Source organism: Lentisphaerota bacterium (assembly GCA_016873675.1).
In the GTDB taxonomy this organism is placed as follows: domain Bacteria; phylum Verrucomicrobiota; class Kiritimatiellia; order RFP12; family JAAYNR01; genus VGWG01.
In genome coordinates, this window is the sequence record VGWG01000074.1 from 1 (window position 1) to 14,652 (window position 14,652).

Consider the following 14,652-nt stretch of genomic DNA (forward strand, 5'->3'; position numbering starts at 1 on the left):
GACAGTGGGATGCGCGTCTGCACAGGCGCAGGATGCGCTGACGCTGGACGGATCGACTACGGTCGGGCCGATCGCCAAGGCCTTTGCCGAGTTCACCATGCGCCAGAAGCCAGGGCTCAACATCACGGTGAGTGAGTCGGGGAGCGGCAACGGCGCCAAGGCGCTGTTGAACGGAACGTGCCATATCGCCAATCTCTCGCGCGACCTGAAGGAGAGTGAGCGCACGGCGATGGCGGAGAAGGGCGTGAAGCCGGTTCAGCATGTGGTGGCCTACGACGCCTTGCCGGTGATGGTGCATCCCTCTAACAAGGTCAAGGGGCTGACACTTGACCAGGTGCGCGACATCTACACGGGCAAGATCACCAACTGGAAGGATGTCGGCGGGTTTGATCTCGCCATCGTCGTGGTCAGCCGCGATACCAACAGCGGCACCTTTGAGTCGTTCAAGGAGCTGGTGCTCGGCGCGGAGGCCAAGATTTGCGCGAGCGCGGAATACACCGGCAGCAATGGCGGCGTCCGCCAGCGCGTGCAGATGACCAAGGGAGCGATCGGGTATGCCGGTCTCGGATTCATTGACCGCACCGTCAAGGCGCTGGAGATTAACGGCGTGGCACCCGCAGCCGAGACCGTGATCGACAAGACCTATCCGATTGCCCGGCCGCTCTATATGTTTACGAATGGCGAGCCTGCGGTCGAAAGCCCGGCGGCTCAATTCATCGCGTTGAGCCGCACAGACAAGGGGCGTGAGATCATCGAGGAGATCGGGTTCATTCCGGTCCCGAAATGAGAAGTGAGAAGTGAGAAGTCAGAATACAGGAGTCAGAATATGAGAACACGCGGCCCGTGAGAGAGTTCCAGTTCTGAATACTGGCTTCTGAAACCTGCGCTTGCAGAACCGACGAAGGAGGTTTTGCAAGCGCCTCGGGCATCTACGAATATCCCGAGAATTCGGTAGTCGCAAGAAGAGCATCACTTAGCTGCACGTGGCACTCAGTGCGTGATGCGGACGGCGGGAGAAAGGCTTCGGATCGGCATACGATTCGGGTGACGTTGCTGCAACGTTCCCTTTATGAATCGCGCCGATCAGTGTGAACGAGGGCCAGAAACGGTCTTTGTTTATTCTCGATCCGACACGCACAGTCGCCTGGATACTATCGCCAATGATCGCCACGTTGGCTCTCGCCCCGAATGCCGTGACCTCGTACTGCTCGGTCGTGACAACGTCCTTGTAGACAGCCTGCCGTTCCAGCGTGAACACGGAGTATTCCTTACCGGCTTTGGTGGTGAACCGCTTGACGTTCACCACAACGGCCTCGAATGTGATGGTCATTTGATCATTCATACTGCCAACGGCTCCCATCTTGCCGCTTCGGGCGTGAGTTCGGTATCCCCAAAAAACACTTCCTGCGCAGGAAGCGGGGTGCCGGTGCGTCCCGGCATCCGGGCGCTCCGTGAAAACAGCGCCACGTTAGAGGAGGCGTATGAGCGTATGATAAAACGCAGGTTAAATATTCGTTAGTTGGGACGGTCGCCCATGCAGGTGCCGACCAGACGGGCGGCCCGGATCCACGGATGGTCGATGGGCACTGTGCGGATGATGCCCGCCACCTGTTCCAACGGCACCGGCACGCAGGTGTCGCCCTTGACACCGACCATGACGTTGTAATGACGTGCTGCAATCAGTTCGCCAGCCGTTGTGCCGAGACGCGTGCAGAGCAGCCGGTCGGCCGACGTCGGCGTGCCGCCGCGCTGGACATGGCCGAGCTGGGTCATGCGCGCCTCGACGCCCGTCAGCGCCTGCAGCTCGCGGACGATTCGGTTGACCATCGGTTCGCGGATCATCAGCGGTTCCTGCCGAGCAGCGGGGTCGGCACCGCCGTCATCGCCTGTTTTCTCCGGTTTGTTCTTGCCGTTCTTCTTTCCGCCGGGAACGCCGTTGCCTTTGCCCGGAGCGGAACCGATGGCCGTTGCGCCTTCGGCCACGGCGATAATGGAGAAACGCTTGCCGCTCTGACGCCGGATGTTCAGAAAGTCGGCGATCACGCGGAGGTCGTAGGGGATCTCCGGAATCAGGATCACATCCGCGCCGCCCGCGATGCCCGCGCCAAGGGCCAGCCAGCCCGCCGTGTGCCCCATCAACTCAAGCGCGATGATGCGGTGGTGACTGGTGGCAGTGGTGTGAAGCCGGTCGATGGCCTCGGTGGCGATGCTTTTCGCCGTGTCGAAACCGAAGCAGGTGTCGGTCATCGCGACGTCGTTGTCGATCGTCTTGGGCAGCGTGATGATATTGACGCCGCCTTTTTTCGCGAGTCGGAACGCATTGTTCTGAGTCCCGTTGCCTCCCAGGCAGACTAGGCAGTCGAGATGCATGCGGCGGGCGTTGGTGATCGCCACGTCGGTCATGTCCATCACCGTGCCCCCCATATCCATCTTGTGCGGCTTGTCGCGGCTGGAGCCCAGGATCGTGCCGCCGACGGTCAGGATGCCGCTGACCATGCGGTCATCGAGCGTCATGAACCGGTTTTCGACCAGCCCCCGGAAGCCATCCAGAAAACCGACCACCTGGATGTCATGGTGCAGCGCCGATTTCGCCACCGCGCGGATCGCCGCGTTCAGTCCGGGACAATCTCCGCCGGCGGTGAGGATCCCGATGCAGCGGTGGGGATTCATTTTTCTTTTCATGCGCTCGTCCTTTGATGCGCTAACCCCGGAGCGGCTGATTCCGCCGATAGGGTTCAAGCCGGGTTGGTTTCGTCTGCGTTAAACGGGTGCTTGCGGTCTGGGCCTCATCGAAAAGCACGCGCTGGCTGCGGCAGGGCGGGGTCTTTCCGGAGGGGCGGCAACGCCGATACGTTCCGTCAGGCAAAAGCCTGTGCGCCTGGACCGTGTCCTTAAAGTAGGTTTTCAGGATTTTCTGCAAGCGGCTCCGCGCCACCGGGCACAGGATCGGGACCATCAGTTCCACCCGCTTGTCGAGATTCCGCTGCATGCCGTCAGCGCTGGAGATGAACAGGCGTTCGTGGCCTCCGTTGTAAAAGCTGAAGAGGCGGGCGTGCTCGAGAAAACGGTCAATGATGCTGACGACCTCAATGTGCTCGCTGAGACCGTTGACGCCCGGCCGCAGGCAGCAGGTGCCGCGGATATTCAGCCGGACCCTGACGCCCGCCCGCGAGGCCGCGTACAGCGCCTCGATCAGCGTCTCGTCGGTCAGCGCGTTCATCTTGAGTATGATCTGCGCCTTTTCGCGGTTCGCGGCGCGGGCCGTCTCATCGGTGATCAGCCGCAGGAGCGCTGTCCGGAGCGTGAAGGGCGCCATGGCCAGCCGCCTCAGCGCTTGCGGCTCGGACGCGCCGGTGACCGCGTTAAAAAAGTCGGACGCATCGGCGCCGAAGTCCGGGGCGCAGGTGAACAGTCCCACGTCGCTGTAGAGCAGGGCCGTCCGCTCGTTGTAGTTGCCGGTTCCAAAATGCACGTAGCGCACGATGCCCTGCCGCTCGCGGCGCACGACCAGGCAGATTTTCGCATGGGTCTTGAGCCCGCGCACGCCATAGACTACCTGAGCGCCGGCCTGCTCAAGCCGACGGGCCTGGCCAATGTTGCGCGCCTCGTCGAAACGGGCCCTCAATTCGATCAACACCGTAACGTGTTTGCCGGCCAAGGCGGCGCGGACCAGCGCCTCGATGATCGCGCTGTCCCGTGCCGTCCGGTAAAGCACCTGTTTGATCGCCAGCACTGATGGATCATCGGCCGCCTCTTCCAAAAAACGGATGACCGGATCGAACGCCTCGTACGGATGAAGCAACAGGATATCGCGCTCAGCGATCTGCGGGAACAACGGTTCTTTGATGTTCACCGCCGGCGACGGCACGGGCAGCCAAGGCGCGTCGCGCAACGCATCGAATCCCTCGGCTTGCGCCAGCGGCAGCAGCGCGCGCAGTTCGATCGGCCCGTCGACCGGATAGAGGTCGGACAGGTCCACCTGCAAGTGGGAGGCTAGGGCGTTCACAAGCAGGCGGGAGGCCGACCGGTGTATTTCCAGACGAATACAGGCGGTTTCACGCCGGTCCTCAAGCAGTTCCTGCATACCCGCCAGGAGGTCGGGGGAGAGGTCCTCGCGCAGTTCGATATCGGCATTGCGCGTCATGCGGAAGGGCACGCACTCGAGAACCTGTTCGCCCCCGAAGAACCGCCCAATCTGCTGGGCGACGAGCTGCTCGACCGGCACGAAGACCGCGCCGGTCGGGTGGGGGGCGCGCAGGAACCGCGGCACGAGCGGCCCCAGCGGGACCAGCGCAAAGCGGTGTGCCCCCCCCTCTTGCGTCGGCGCGAGGCGCACCGCGCAATGCAGCAGCAGCCCTGCCGGTCGATAGGGGCGTTCGCCCGCCAGCGCCACCGGGGAGAGCAGCGGAAAAATGTGTTCGTCGAAATCACGAGCCACCCACGCCTGTTGTTCGGCGGACAGGCCGGCGAGGCTTTCCGGAAGATGGAAGCCCTTAACAGCCAACTCAAAAACCAGTGTCCGGTAAAGCGTATATTGTTCGGCAACCATCTGCCTGACCCGCCGCGTCACCTGCTCCAATTGCTGGCGCGGGGTCAGGCCGGTTAAGTCACGTCGCCGGATCTGTCCGGCCACCAGCAACTTCAGGCCGCCCACGCGGACCATGAAAAACTCATCGAGGTTCGATGCAGTGATGGCCAGAAACTTGAGCCGCTCCAGCAGCGGCAGATGCGTGTCGCACCCGGCATCCAACACGCGCTGGTTGAAGGCCAACCAACTGGTTTCGCGGTTAAAAAATCGGGGCGATAGAATCGATTTTTTCATAACCACGTCCCGTTTCAGCGCGGGGAGCGCACATAGCAGCGTCGTCCGTAAATCAGTTCGAACAGGTCGCCCTTCTCGCCGAGCGCCACCTGTTCGGCGCTGGAGGCAACCCGCCGGTCCGGAATGCAAATCAAGGCGTCGGACTCGATCTCAAAACGCAGGCGCCCCAGGCTCTGGTCGTGGACGCGGTCGAGCGCGTCGGCCACGCGCAGAATCGCGGCGAGTTTGCTGACGATCAGCCGGCTCTCATGCGGCAGCCCCGCATATTCGATATGGCTCAACTGCGGCATCGTCTTGCGGTGATACCGCGCGACCACGGCGATCAGGTTGGTCTCCGCTAGGGAAAGCCCGATGAATTCGGTGTTGCGGATGAGATAGAGCGAGTGCTTATGGTGGCCGCGGGCATTGACAAAAACGCCGATGTCATGCAGGATCGCCGCCACCTCCAGCAGCAGGCGGTGCCGTTCGGTGCAGTCGTGTTCGGACCTCAGCAGGTCGAACAACGCGAGCGCGATGTCCGTGACCTGGGCGGCGTGGCGGGCATCGTACAAGTACTTCTCACCGGTCTCGCGAGCGATCCGCACGACATGCCGCATCAGCGTCGTGGTCCATGCGGGATCGTCCACCGCTTCGACCAGCAGGCCGTCGCTAAACGAAAGGTGGCTCACAAAGACCTCTTTGAGCGAGAGCGTCTGAGCCATCGACAGGGCCATGCAGAGCGTCGGGCCGAGAATCTCGGCGTCGGGATAAGAAATCTGCCAGGAGCGGGTCAATTCCTCCACCGAGCTGTTCTTCACGTGGAGCGCCAGCCGTCCAAGTTCTGCCACGGAAAGTGTGGTCACCGCAGAGGCTGCGGCAGGCCCCGTCGCCGGCTTCGACCGGAGTTGAGCGGCGGCGAAACGAAGCTCCCGGCCCATCAGCAAGAGCCGGACAGGCTCGTCCTTGGCGATATTCTGTCGCAAATGGAGGGCCATCTCACGTGTCCAGCCTTCGACCATGTCGTCCAGTTGCAGAGGGGCTAACCCGGATGTCTCCATCTGCTGGCGGATACGCAGAGACCCCACGTTGTAGGTTTGAGAGAACAGAATGTCGCCATCCCTGCGGTAGAGCAGCCCGGAGGTGAGGCCGCCGATCTCCATCACCGCCACGCCACCCTTCTCCCACACGGCCTTCCTATCGGGAATGGCTCGGAACGCCAGATGGTAATAATAGCCGACCTGCCCCGGGTCGAGCATGCGGAACGGGATACGCGAGGCGATGGAGAGCCGGTCAAGAAACGCGTCGCTGTTTTCCGCCAGTCGGACGGCGGCTGAGGCCACAGCCTTGACTGACTCCGGCGGGATGGCGAATTCCGACAGCAGCTTGCTGAAGCTGCGTAGAATCAGCACGCATTGTTCGATCGTCGCATTGTCGATCCGGCGGGACTTCACCAAGTTGCGTCCGAGGGCAACGGACTGTTCAGCCCGTTCCAACACGCAGATGCCCTGCCCGGCGCGTTTTTCGGCAATGGTCAGCCGGAGAAAGGTCGCCCCGATATCAACCACCGCGACGGGTTTTGACACCGTCCGGACCTTGTTCTTCGTTTTCATGGCCCCTTACCGTAGCGGGCTTTTGTTTGATTTGTGTGAGCGCAACCACCTGCGCCGAGAGTATAACAATGAACCGTGTTGGATTTCCATCTTGAATTTCGCTGAATCAGCAAAAAGGCGCATCCCAGCAAAGCGCGTAGTGTTCGACAATCTCGGAGACGTTTTCCATTCGATCCAGGCCGCAGCATGCGCACCGGTGCTTGATCAGAAAGATCTTGTCATAGCGATGCCAATCATGTGAAGAGAATGAGAAATGCATGTATTCTCCGTTGGCTCCGCTCGCGTGAACAAGACGGATGGAGCAGTTGACGAACCGGCGAAGGAGATTCTGCATGCGCATCGGGCTGGTTGTGATTTGCAAAAACCGAGAAAAGCCGCTCGAACAAATTACTAACCGGAGCGACACGGATCTATCACAAAAACTTGGCATGATGATCACGTGACGAACAATAGGAGAAAAAGCATGTTGTCTGGAAAAATCGTACGGATCAGGTGGGTCAAGTATTACCCTTCCGCGCACAATCACGTGGCCGTCGGCGACTTGATTCATGAGACCCCGCATTATCTGACTGTGCTCTGCAAGGTCTATCATTTTGGGCGTGGCGTGGGGACCAAGACGGCGTTTCTTGTGCCAAACTGCAATGTCGGTGGAATCGTGGAAGGGGACAAGGCCGTCCGTTCTATACCGTGGTCCCAGATTGAAGTCATTAACGAGCTGCCTGCATCAACCGATTGGGACGTGAGGGCCCGGGTCTATGAGTCCGGCTTGTGCGTGTTGGATAATGCGCACCAGACCGTCATCACGCGAGCCATGAATGCGCGGCCCGGGTGAACAAAAAACACCGCTGTATAATCCCGGCTTCCGACGCTTTCATGACTGACCCCCTTCGCTCGGTCTCCATGCGCGTTGGAAGTAGTCTATTCGGAGCACGCCATGTCATCGAAATGCCGGTTGAGAAAATGCCAGAGCAACACCGCCACGTGCCGATGCCGTCGCTGCAATCACCTGATGCACGACTGGAAGGTGTCGCAGGTGGTTGAATTGCGCTCAGAGCTGCAGTGTATCACCAGCCGGGGGAAAATGCGCTACGAGCATTATGTGCTGCACAAGGAGCGCTGCGCGGTCTGCGGCGCCGAGCGGGAGCGCACCATGCGTAACTTAGTCGACCGGTGACAGGTTAGACGGCGCGCGATTCGTCTCGATCTCAACGGATCGAGATCCCCGCAGCAACAGGCTCAGCACCGCTCGCGCCAGCACGACAGCGGTGAAGAGGATGCAGGCCGTGCCGATGATGGTCGGATTGGCAGGCAGATCGGCGCGGTAAGCGGTTAGGAGCCCCGCCCACGTCGTTGCGATCGCCAGCGCCATGGCGGCTGCGAGTGCGGCCCAGAGCCGCCGCGTCAGCAGCAGCGCCGTCGCGGCAGGCAGGAGCAGATGGCAGAAGGTGAGCAGTGCGCCGCCGCTCTTGGACGCTCCCGAGACCACCAGCCCTAGCAGGAAGAAGAACACCCCCTCCCAGAGCCAGCATCGTATTCCCATGACCGTCGCCGCCTCGCGATCCAGAAACGCATACACCATCGGCCGCAGGAACAGGAGCAGCGCCGCAAGCGCGGGGAGCCCGGTCAGCAGCAGCGTCCAGCGGTCTCGCGGGCCGCAGATGATCACGTCTCCGTAGAGCATCGCCTTGATCTCCTCCAGCCCGACCCCGCTCTGCGCCACCAGCAGGACGCTGGCGCTGGAGGCGAGCAGAAAGACCGCGCCGAGCGTCACATCTTTGGGCAGGCGCTGGCGCCGGTCGGGAATCGTCAGCAGCAGCACCGCAACCGCTGTCACCAGCGCCGAACAGGCCAGCGGCGGGAGCCTGCAGAGCAGCGCCAGCGCCAGCCCGCACGTGGCCGCCTCGGAGAGGGCGATGCTGATGAAGACGATCCGCCTGAGCACGACGAACACGCCGAACGCGCCGCACACAGCGGCCATCACCGTGCCGCACACGAGTGCCTCGGGGAAGATCCGCACGAGCGCGCCCGCGTCTTGAACCATGCTCATGGGTTCTCCTCCCTGACGGTCTGCAGCCGTACGCGGCGGTTCTCGACGCGGCAGTGCGTGTGCGCCAGAGCCGTGCAGTGTTCGAGGCGGTGGTGGACCCAGAGCACCGTCTTTCCCTCACCCTCGTGCAGCGTCCGGATCAGGGCCAGCATCTCGGTCTCCGAAGCTTCGTCAAGCCCTGCGGTGGGCTCGTCAAGCACCAGCACGTCGGCCAGCGACACCACGGCGCGCGCCAGCAACGTTTTCTGCCGGAGGCCGCCCGAGAGCTCGCCAAAGTGCTTGTGCCGGTGCGGGACCAGCCCGAACCGCTCCAGCGCCTGCGCCACGCGCGCGCGCTGGTTGAGGTCGGGCCGGCCCCACGGCCCCAGTTCCGGGTAGAGCCCCATGCGCACGAGGTCAGTCACCGACAGCGGATAGATCGGGTCGAGCTGTTTCTGCTGCGGCACGTAGGCCGGGGGGCGCGCGCCAAAATCGCACACCAACCGGCCTCCTTGGTGCGGGATGAGCCCGAGGCAGGCCTTGAGCAACGTGGTCTTGCCTGAGCCGTTGGGCCCCACGAACGGAAGGAGGGTGCCGCGGGGCACCGTCAAATCGATGCAGTCGAGCACGATGTCCAGGCCGTAGGCCACCGTTACCCCGCGGCATTGGATCACCGGGCGCTCGCTCATAGGCTCCGGCTCAGGTTGGTGATCACGGTGTCGAGCATGTCGAGGTAGGTGGAGGCCTCCGGAGAACCGCCGGTCATCATCGGCAGTGATACGACCACCGCTTCTGTCCGCGCCGCAACGAACTCGGCGGCCTTGCGCGTGAAGAACGGCTCCTGCAGAATGACCCGGGCCTGGCGTGCCCGGGCGGCCTCGACGACGGTTGCCAGATGCTTAGCCGTCGGAGGTATCCCGGGTTTTGGCTCCAGTTGGAGGTCGCTCAGCAGGCCGAAGCGGGCCGCCAGATACGGCCAACTGCGGTGATAGGTCACCACCGTTTTGCCGCGGTGCGGACGCAACGCGGCATACCAGCCCCCCGCCTGAGCCTCTAGACCCCGCGCCGCCAGAAGCGGCTCCAGCCGGTTCTCCGCCACGGCTTTCCAGAGGGCTTCGCCGCCGATCTCGCCGACCCACGCCGCCCCGAACATCCGCGTGTCCAGCGCGTCTGAGAAGGTCTTCAGGTTTTTCGCGAAGGCGGTCTGGTGCGCGGGGTAGAGGGTGCTCAGCCGTTCGGCGATGGTTGCCGCGACAAGCCGTCCGTTGAGCGGATCGAGCCAGTAGTGGGGGTTGCCCGATGGGTGGACATCGCCCATGTCGCGCGTTACGCGCGTGGTCGGGACCTCCAGCCGGATGACGTGCGCCGCCGCATCGATGTGTCCGGGCGCGCCCTCGGCGATCCGGGGGTTGCGGGCGTCACGGAGGATCACCGGCTCCCAGCCGATCTCAAGTTCCATCCCCACGCGGATCCAGACATCCGCGTCCCGCGCCCGCACGATGAAGCTGGGACGGGCGGTCAGCGTGTGCGGATCTTCGCGCCCGGTCGTGATGCACGACACCTCGGCCAACGTGCCCGCAACGGCGCGGGCGATGTCCGCCAGATCCGTGGTTGTCGCTACGATGCGGATCTCAGCAGCTTGTGCGCCCAGCGCGCCCAGCGCTGCAAACAGGGTCAAACAGAGCGTGTTCATGGGAATCTCCCGGTTAGAAATCGTGAGCGGCGTGTTTGCCGAACGTGACCTGCCACTGCAGGGCGATTTCCCATGCGCGCTCCCGGCCTTCCTCAAGGGCATACCAGCCATGGCCTCCTTGCAGGCGGAGCAGGGAGAACTCCGAGAGCTTCCAGACGAGCATGGCCGCGAGGCGGCGGCTGTCGTCAAAACGCTCGCGCCCGTGCTCCGGGGTGGTGCTGGTGTTGGTCAGCCCCACCTGATCCCAGCGGAGGCCGGCGCGCCAGCGCGGGCGGAACCCATACAGGGTCTGGAGATAGTAGCCGTCCTGCTCATGTGTCCACGGCTCGCCGGCGATGCTGTCCACCCCGGTCAGATCCTGATTGCGAAAGAAGTACTCGCCCTGAACGGTGAAATCGCCAGCGCCGTGCGTCCGTTTGGCGTCGTATTTGTAGACAAAATCACATCCGTAGACGAACGTCCGGCCATCGGCGCCTTCGTCCTCGTCCTCGTGCCATACCTGATGCCTGCCGGATAGGGCCGAGAGTCCAAACTGTAGCGCGTTCCGGTCGCCGAGATCCGGGCCATATTTGACAAAGCCGGTCCACAGCCTCGGCGCGTCGTGCTGCGGCAGCGGGTCTTCGCCGATCACGTTGAACAGGTTCTCATTCGCGCCGTTGAAGGCCTCGGCACCGAAGAGGAGATAGAAGGAGGTTGGTGCAAGCCAAGTGAGTTGCGCGCCTTGCTCGGCCAGACCGTGCGCGCCGAAGAGGAGTTCGTAGACCAGCGGCTGATCCCAGAAATCCCAGTTGTGCGAGTGCTGGCGGTTGATCCGCCCGATGCCGCTCTTGAGCTTCCCGCCGCTGAGCGTGAGCCCATAAGGCAGTGAGGTCGTCTGGATGACAGCCTCTTCGAGTTCGGCGCCGTCCTCATCCACGGCCACGGTCGTCCAGGCGCGGAAATAAGGGTCTACCTCGGCCGAAAAACCGAGTTCCACGTGTCGCAGATTGAAGCCGTTGTGGGGACCATGATCGTGATGGTGGCCGTCTTCGTCATTATGGCCATGGCCAAACCCGGCGGTTTTACCACGCAGGTGGGGTGCCCCTTCACCCGAGGTGTGGTAGAGGGCGCCATCGAGCACGACAGCCAGGTCGAGGTCTATGCCCGTGTTGCCTGCGGCAGCGCTTCCGGTCGGTATGACAGAACGCTTGAGCGATTCGTATAAAGGCAGCCGGTCAACAGGTGACGACATCGGTTGCGCGTCGTCGGCTGCCGCCGCGCCCGACGGCCGAATCAGCGCCTTCAACTCGACGATCTCACGGGCGTGCTGTTCCTGCAACTGAATGATCTGCTGACGCATCGCCTTCAGCTCTTCTTCGAGCTTCTGCAGGCGAAGGGCATCAGCATCAGGTTGCGCTTCAAGGTGTTGTGTGGTGATCAGAAAAAGGGCGGCACCGGCCACAAGGGGTCGGGATCGACGAAAACAGGAGTTCATAGTGGGTATCCAGATCATCCGCCACGTGTGCGGCGGAGGGGGCATGTCAGGTCAAGAGAGGCGCATGCATGTGGACAATCAGAGGATGTCTGGACGCGCATGCGGTGGGAAGACGGTGCGGAGTGGCCGCAAGCCGTCACGGTCGAAGCGGCTCAGGCCTCAGCAGGGGGTGCGTGTGACCGGCAGGCTGGATAGACGGTGAAACGGGTCACGGGCACGGGTGGCGTGCGGCACGCGTGTAGATCGGGCGCGTGCGGCAGCATCGCAGCAGCTGCACCGGCAAACTCGGTGTGCTCATGGAACAGCAGCGCAAGGACTTGGCAGATCCAGCAGGGCTCAGCGCGGCAGGCCTTTTCGGCCGCTAGCGCCGTTCCGCCCTCTGTTGGCGCGCTGGAACTGCAGGCATCGGTGACCGCCGGTGACTCGTAGCAGGCATGCGCCGCCTCCCCGCCAGCGACAAAATGAAACCACGGCAACAGCGTGATCGCCGCGACCACCACCGCTGCACAGGCGCTCAACGCCCGGCGCGCCGCCTTCGTCACCAAACGCTCATCTTGCGTTTCCATGAATGATAAATAAGCAATCGCTATTCAGGTTGAACGGATATCCGCTCGTGGTAATCGGCCCGAAGAGACGCTTTAATTGCTCAAGACGATAGCAGAGCTAAGTAAGCGGCGTCAATCAAGAATGCAGCAGTTCTCCAAAATTGGAATTGCTGCTGTGATTCTGCCGTCGGTTGTGTTACCTTTGTCCCGCGAATAACGATTCTCGGAAGGTCAGCGAGTGAGAAGGGGCGGTGCCCATGAAAAAAGTGCTGGCTATCGGACTGGCAATAGGATGCATCGGAACGTGTGTTTGCGCACGCGGGGAGAACGCTATGAGCCAGATCTACGACTTCACGATGCGGGATATCGACGGGAAGGATGTGACCGTGTCGGCCTTCAAGGGCAAGGTGCTGTTGATTGTCAATGTGGCCAGCAAGTGTGGATTCACCGGGCAGTACGAGGGGCTTCAGAAGCTCTATACCACCTACACGAATCGTGGCTTGGTCGTGCTCGGCTTTCCGGCGAACGATTTTCTGAGGCAAGAGCCCGGAACAGATGCCGAGATCAAGAACTTCTGTACGTTGACCTATGGCGTGACCTTTCCCATGTTCGCGAAAATCTCGGTCAAGGGCAAGGACATCCACCCGCTCTATGCGTTTCTGACCTCGAAAGAGAGCAACCCGAAGTTTGGTGGCGCGATCTCCTGGAACTTCAACAAGTTTCTGATCGGGCGGGACGGCACGGTCGTGGGGCGCTTCGGAAGCCGCACGAAGCCCGACGACAAGGAACTCATTGCGGCGGTCGAGCAAGCGATCAAGGCGTCGGACTGAGGTGCGCGATGGACAAAATACGAATCGGTGTCAGCAAGTGCCTCCTCGGTGAGCCGGTCCGCTTCGACGGACAGCATAAGCACGATCACTTCATCACCGACACGCTGGGCCGGTACTGGGACTATGTCGGAGTCTGCCCCGAGGTCGAGTGCGGGCTGGGTATTCCGCGCGAATCGATGCGTCTGGTCGGCGACCCTGCCGATCCCCGCCTCGTGACGACGCGCACAGGCCTTGACCTCACCGCGCGCATGCAGGACTGGGTCGCGCGCCGCGTCGTTGAACTGGAGACGGAAGACCTGACAGGCTACATCTTTAAATCCAGATCTCCCAGCAGCGGCATGGAGAATGTCAAGGTCTACAACGGCAAGGGCGGTCTTTCCGGTAAAGCGCCAGGCCTGTTTGCAAAGGCTTTCATGGAGCATTTTCCAACACTGCCCTGCGAAGATGAGGGTCGTCTGAACGATCCTGACCTGCGCGAAAACTTCATCGAGCGGGTCTTCACACTCTGGCGCTTTCGCCAGGCCTTGCGAGCCAGCCCGACGCTTGCCACGCTGATGACGTTTCATGCCCAAAACAAACTGCTTATCCATTCGCACCACGAGACGCTGATGCGGGAGATGGGGCGTGACCTGGCCGGGCTGAAGGCAAAGGCGGCGCGCGCGTACATCCCGCAGTACGAGGCCAAGTTGATGCGGGCGCTCAAGACGCTCGCCACGGTCCGCAAGCACACGAATATTCTCCAGCATATGCTGGGCTACCTGCGCGATGGCGTAGACGAGGCGGATCGCAAGGAATTGGCCGGAATCATCGAGGACTACCACCGGGAACTCGTGCCGCTGATCGTTCCGGTGACCATGATGAGACACTACGTCGTCAAGCACGGCATCGCCTATCTCCAAGACCAGTACTATCTGAACCCGCACCCAATCGAGCTGAAGCTCCGGAACCATGCCTGAAACCCCGTCAACACCGGTCCGCCCGGAACGTATCCGCCCCCTGAACAGGTTTGTGGACACGGCGCCGGGCCCCGTGTTGTACTGGATGAGCCGCGACCAGCGCGCCGCCGACAACTGGGCGATCCTTCACGCGCAAGCGGAGGCGCTGACGCGCGGTGTCCCTCTGGTAACGGCCTTCTGTCTTGCGCCCGCCTTTCTCGGGGCCACGCTGCGCCAGTACGGATTCATGCTGCGCGGGCTCGCGGAGACCGAACGGGCCCTGCGGGATCTGGCGATCGGCTTCGTTCTGCTGCGGGGCGATCCCGGTCGGGAGGTGCCCGCGTTCGCCCGTCGCATCGGGGCTGGTTTGGTGGTCACGGACTTTGACCCTCTGCGCATCAAGACCGGTTGGCGCGCGGAAGTGGCTGCCGCCCTCCGCGTGCCGGCGGTCGAGGTGGACGCCCATAACATCGTCCCCGCATGGCACGCTTCGCCGAAGCAGGAGTACGGCGCCTACACGCTGCGTCCGAAGCTGAGAAAGGTGCTGCCGGACTTTCTCACGCCCATCCCGGCGCTGCGGCGTCATCCGTATGTTGGGTCGCACGACCCCGGCCCCGCGGACTGGGTCGCCGTCCAACGAAGCCTCCGGGTCGACCGGTCGGTCGGCGAAACGCGGGGGCTCACACCCGGTTCCATCGCCGCTCGGTGTGTTTTGCGGCATTTCCTCGCCCATACGCT

At 62.4% G+C, this 14,652-nt stretch carries 15 protein-coding genes; 6 read left to right on the forward strand and 9 right to left on the reverse strand.

The window, feature by feature from the left end; genetic code table 11:
- Positions 1–4: 4 nt before the first annotated feature.
- Positions 5–787, forward strand: a complete 783-nt coding sequence (locus tag FJ222_09270) for a phosphate ABC transporter substrate-binding protein (GenBank protein MBM4164611.1) — start codon at positions 5–7, stop codon at positions 785–787.
- Between the two features lie 186 nt (positions 788–973).
- On the opposite strand, the gene FJ222_09275 is transcribed toward FJ222_09270, so the two are convergent.
- From FJ222_09275 to FJ222_09290, 4 genes are all read right to left on the reverse strand, one after another.
- Complete coding sequence (locus tag FJ222_09275; protein MBM4164612.1) at positions 974–1,330, reverse strand: hypothetical protein; 357 nt, start codon at positions 1,328–1,330, stop codon at positions 974–976.
- A 185-nt stretch (positions 1,331–1,515) separates the two neighbouring features.
- Positions 1,516–2,670 carry an ATP-dependent 6-phosphofructokinase gene (locus tag FJ222_09280; GenBank protein MBM4164613.1) on the reverse strand — a complete coding sequence of 385 codons (1,155 nt, stop codon included), beginning with the start codon at positions 2,668–2,670 and terminating at the stop codon, positions 1,516–1,518.
- Between the two features lie 31 nt (positions 2,671–2,701).
- Positions 2,702–4,822, reverse strand: a complete 2,121-nt coding sequence (gene ppk1, locus FJ222_09285; protein ID MBM4164614.1) for a polyphosphate kinase 1 — start codon at positions 4,820–4,822, stop codon at positions 2,702–2,704.
- A gap of 14 nt (positions 4,823–4,836) precedes the next feature.
- Positions 4,837–6,411, reverse strand: a complete 1,575-nt coding sequence (locus FJ222_09290) for an HD domain-containing protein (protein MBM4164615.1) — start codon at positions 6,409–6,411, stop codon at positions 4,837–4,839.
- Between the two features lie 463 nt (positions 6,412–6,874).
- On the opposite strand from FJ222_09290, the gene FJ222_09295 reads away from it, so the two are divergent.
- Both FJ222_09295 and FJ222_09300 read left to right on the forward strand, forming a co-directional pair.
- The gene (locus FJ222_09295) at positions 6,875–7,243 is read left to right on the forward strand and encodes a hypothetical protein (protein MBM4164616.1); all 369 of its coding nucleotides are present in this window, start codon (positions 6,875–6,877) and stop codon (positions 7,241–7,243) included.
- A 102-nt stretch (positions 7,244–7,345) separates the two neighbouring features.
- Positions 7,346–7,585, forward strand: coding sequence for a hypothetical protein (locus FJ222_09300; GenBank protein MBM4164617.1), 240 nt, complete (start codon positions 7,346–7,348; stop codon positions 7,583–7,585).
- On the opposite strand, the gene FJ222_09305 is transcribed toward FJ222_09300, so the two are convergent.
- The 5 genes from FJ222_09305 to FJ222_09325 form a co-directional block, all read right to left on the reverse strand.
- Positions 7,571–8,458 (reverse strand): metal ABC transporter permease, encoded by an 888-nt coding sequence (locus tag FJ222_09305; protein ID MBM4164618.1) that lies wholly within the window; start codon positions 8,456–8,458, stop codon positions 7,571–7,573. The genes FJ222_09300 and FJ222_09305 overlap by 15 nt on opposite strands.
- Positions 8,455–9,126 (reverse strand): ATP-binding cassette domain-containing protein, encoded by a 672-nt coding sequence (locus tag FJ222_09310; GenBank protein MBM4164619.1) that lies wholly within the window; start codon positions 9,124–9,126, stop codon positions 8,455–8,457. The genes FJ222_09305 and FJ222_09310 overlap by 4 nt, the downstream gene beginning before the upstream one ends.
- Positions 9,123–10,241 (reverse strand): zinc ABC transporter substrate-binding protein, encoded by a 1,119-nt coding sequence (locus tag FJ222_09315; protein MBM4164620.1) that lies wholly within the window; start codon positions 10,239–10,241, stop codon positions 9,123–9,125. The genes FJ222_09310 and FJ222_09315 overlap by 4 nt, the downstream gene beginning before the upstream one ends.
- Entirely contained in the window at positions 10,144–11,604 is a 1,461-nt protein-coding gene (locus tag FJ222_09320) for a zinc-regulated TonB-dependent outer membrane receptor (GenBank protein ID MBM4164621.1), read from the reverse strand. Before FJ222_09320 ends, FJ222_09315 begins: the two co-directional genes overlap by 98 nt.
- Positions 11,605–11,756: 152 nt before the next feature.
- Positions 11,757–12,146, reverse strand: coding sequence for a hypothetical protein (locus tag FJ222_09325; GenBank protein MBM4164622.1), 390 nt, complete (start codon positions 12,144–12,146; stop codon positions 11,757–11,759).
- A gap of 260 nt (positions 12,147–12,406) precedes the next feature.
- On the opposite strand from FJ222_09325, the gene FJ222_09330 reads away from it, so the two are divergent.
- The 3 genes from FJ222_09330 to FJ222_09340 form a co-directional block, all read left to right on the forward strand.
- Positions 12,407–12,979, forward strand: a complete 573-nt coding sequence (locus FJ222_09330; GenBank protein MBM4164623.1) for a glutathione peroxidase — start codon at positions 12,407–12,409, stop codon at positions 12,977–12,979.
- Between the two features lie 8 nt (positions 12,980–12,987).
- Positions 12,988–13,935, forward strand: coding sequence for a DUF1722 domain-containing protein (locus tag FJ222_09335; GenBank protein ID MBM4164624.1), 948 nt, complete (start codon positions 12,988–12,990; stop codon positions 13,933–13,935).
- Positions 13,928–14,652: deoxyribodipyrimidine photolyase (locus FJ222_09340; GenBank protein MBM4164625.1), on the forward strand; the 725-nt coding region annotated here is incomplete at its 3' end. The genes FJ222_09335 and FJ222_09340, both read left to right, overlap by 8 nt.

Coding starts and splice junctions, on each gene's coding strand:
- FJ222_09310 (MBM4164619.1), bottom strand. CDS start 9,126: ATGAGCGAGCGCCCGGTGATCCAATGCCGCGGGGTAACGGTGGCCTAC.
- FJ222_09330 (MBM4164623.1), top strand. CDS start 12,407: ATGAAAAAAGTGCTGGCTATCGGACTGGCAATAGGATGCATCGGAACG.
- FJ222_09335 (MBM4164624.1), top strand. CDS start 12,988: ATGGACAAAATACGAATCGGTGTCAGCAAGTGCCTCCTCGGTGAGCCG.
- FJ222_09295 (MBM4164616.1), top strand. CDS start 6,875: ATGTTGTCTGGAAAAATCGTACGGATCAGGTGGGTCAAGTATTACCCT.
- FJ222_09275 (MBM4164612.1), bottom strand. CDS start 1,330: ATGACCATCACATTCGAGGCCGTTGTGGTGAACGTCAAGCGGTTCACC.
- FJ222_09290 (MBM4164615.1), bottom strand. CDS start 6,411: ATGAAAACGAAGAACAAGGTCCGGACGGTGTCAAAACCCGTCGCGGTG.
- FJ222_09315 (MBM4164620.1), bottom strand. CDS start 10,241: ATGGCTGGTATGCCCTTGAGGAAGGCCGGGAGCGCGCATGGGAAATCG.
- FJ222_09300 (MBM4164617.1), top strand. CDS start 7,346: ATGTCATCGAAATGCCGGTTGAGAAAATGCCAGAGCAACACCGCCACG.
- FJ222_09320 (MBM4164621.1), bottom strand. CDS start 11,604: ATGAACTCCTGTTTTCGTCGATCCCGACCCCTTGTGGCCGGTGCCGCC.
- FJ222_09305 (MBM4164618.1), bottom strand. CDS start 8,458: ATGAGCATGGTTCAAGACGCGGGCGCGCTCGTGCGGATCTTCCCCGAG.
- ppk1 (MBM4164614.1), bottom strand. CDS start 4,822: ATGAAAAAATCGATTCTATCGCCCCGATTTTTTAACCGCGAAACCAGT.
- FJ222_09280 (MBM4164613.1), bottom strand. CDS start 2,670: ATGAATCCCCACCGCTGCATCGGGATCCTCACCGCCGGCGGAGATTGT.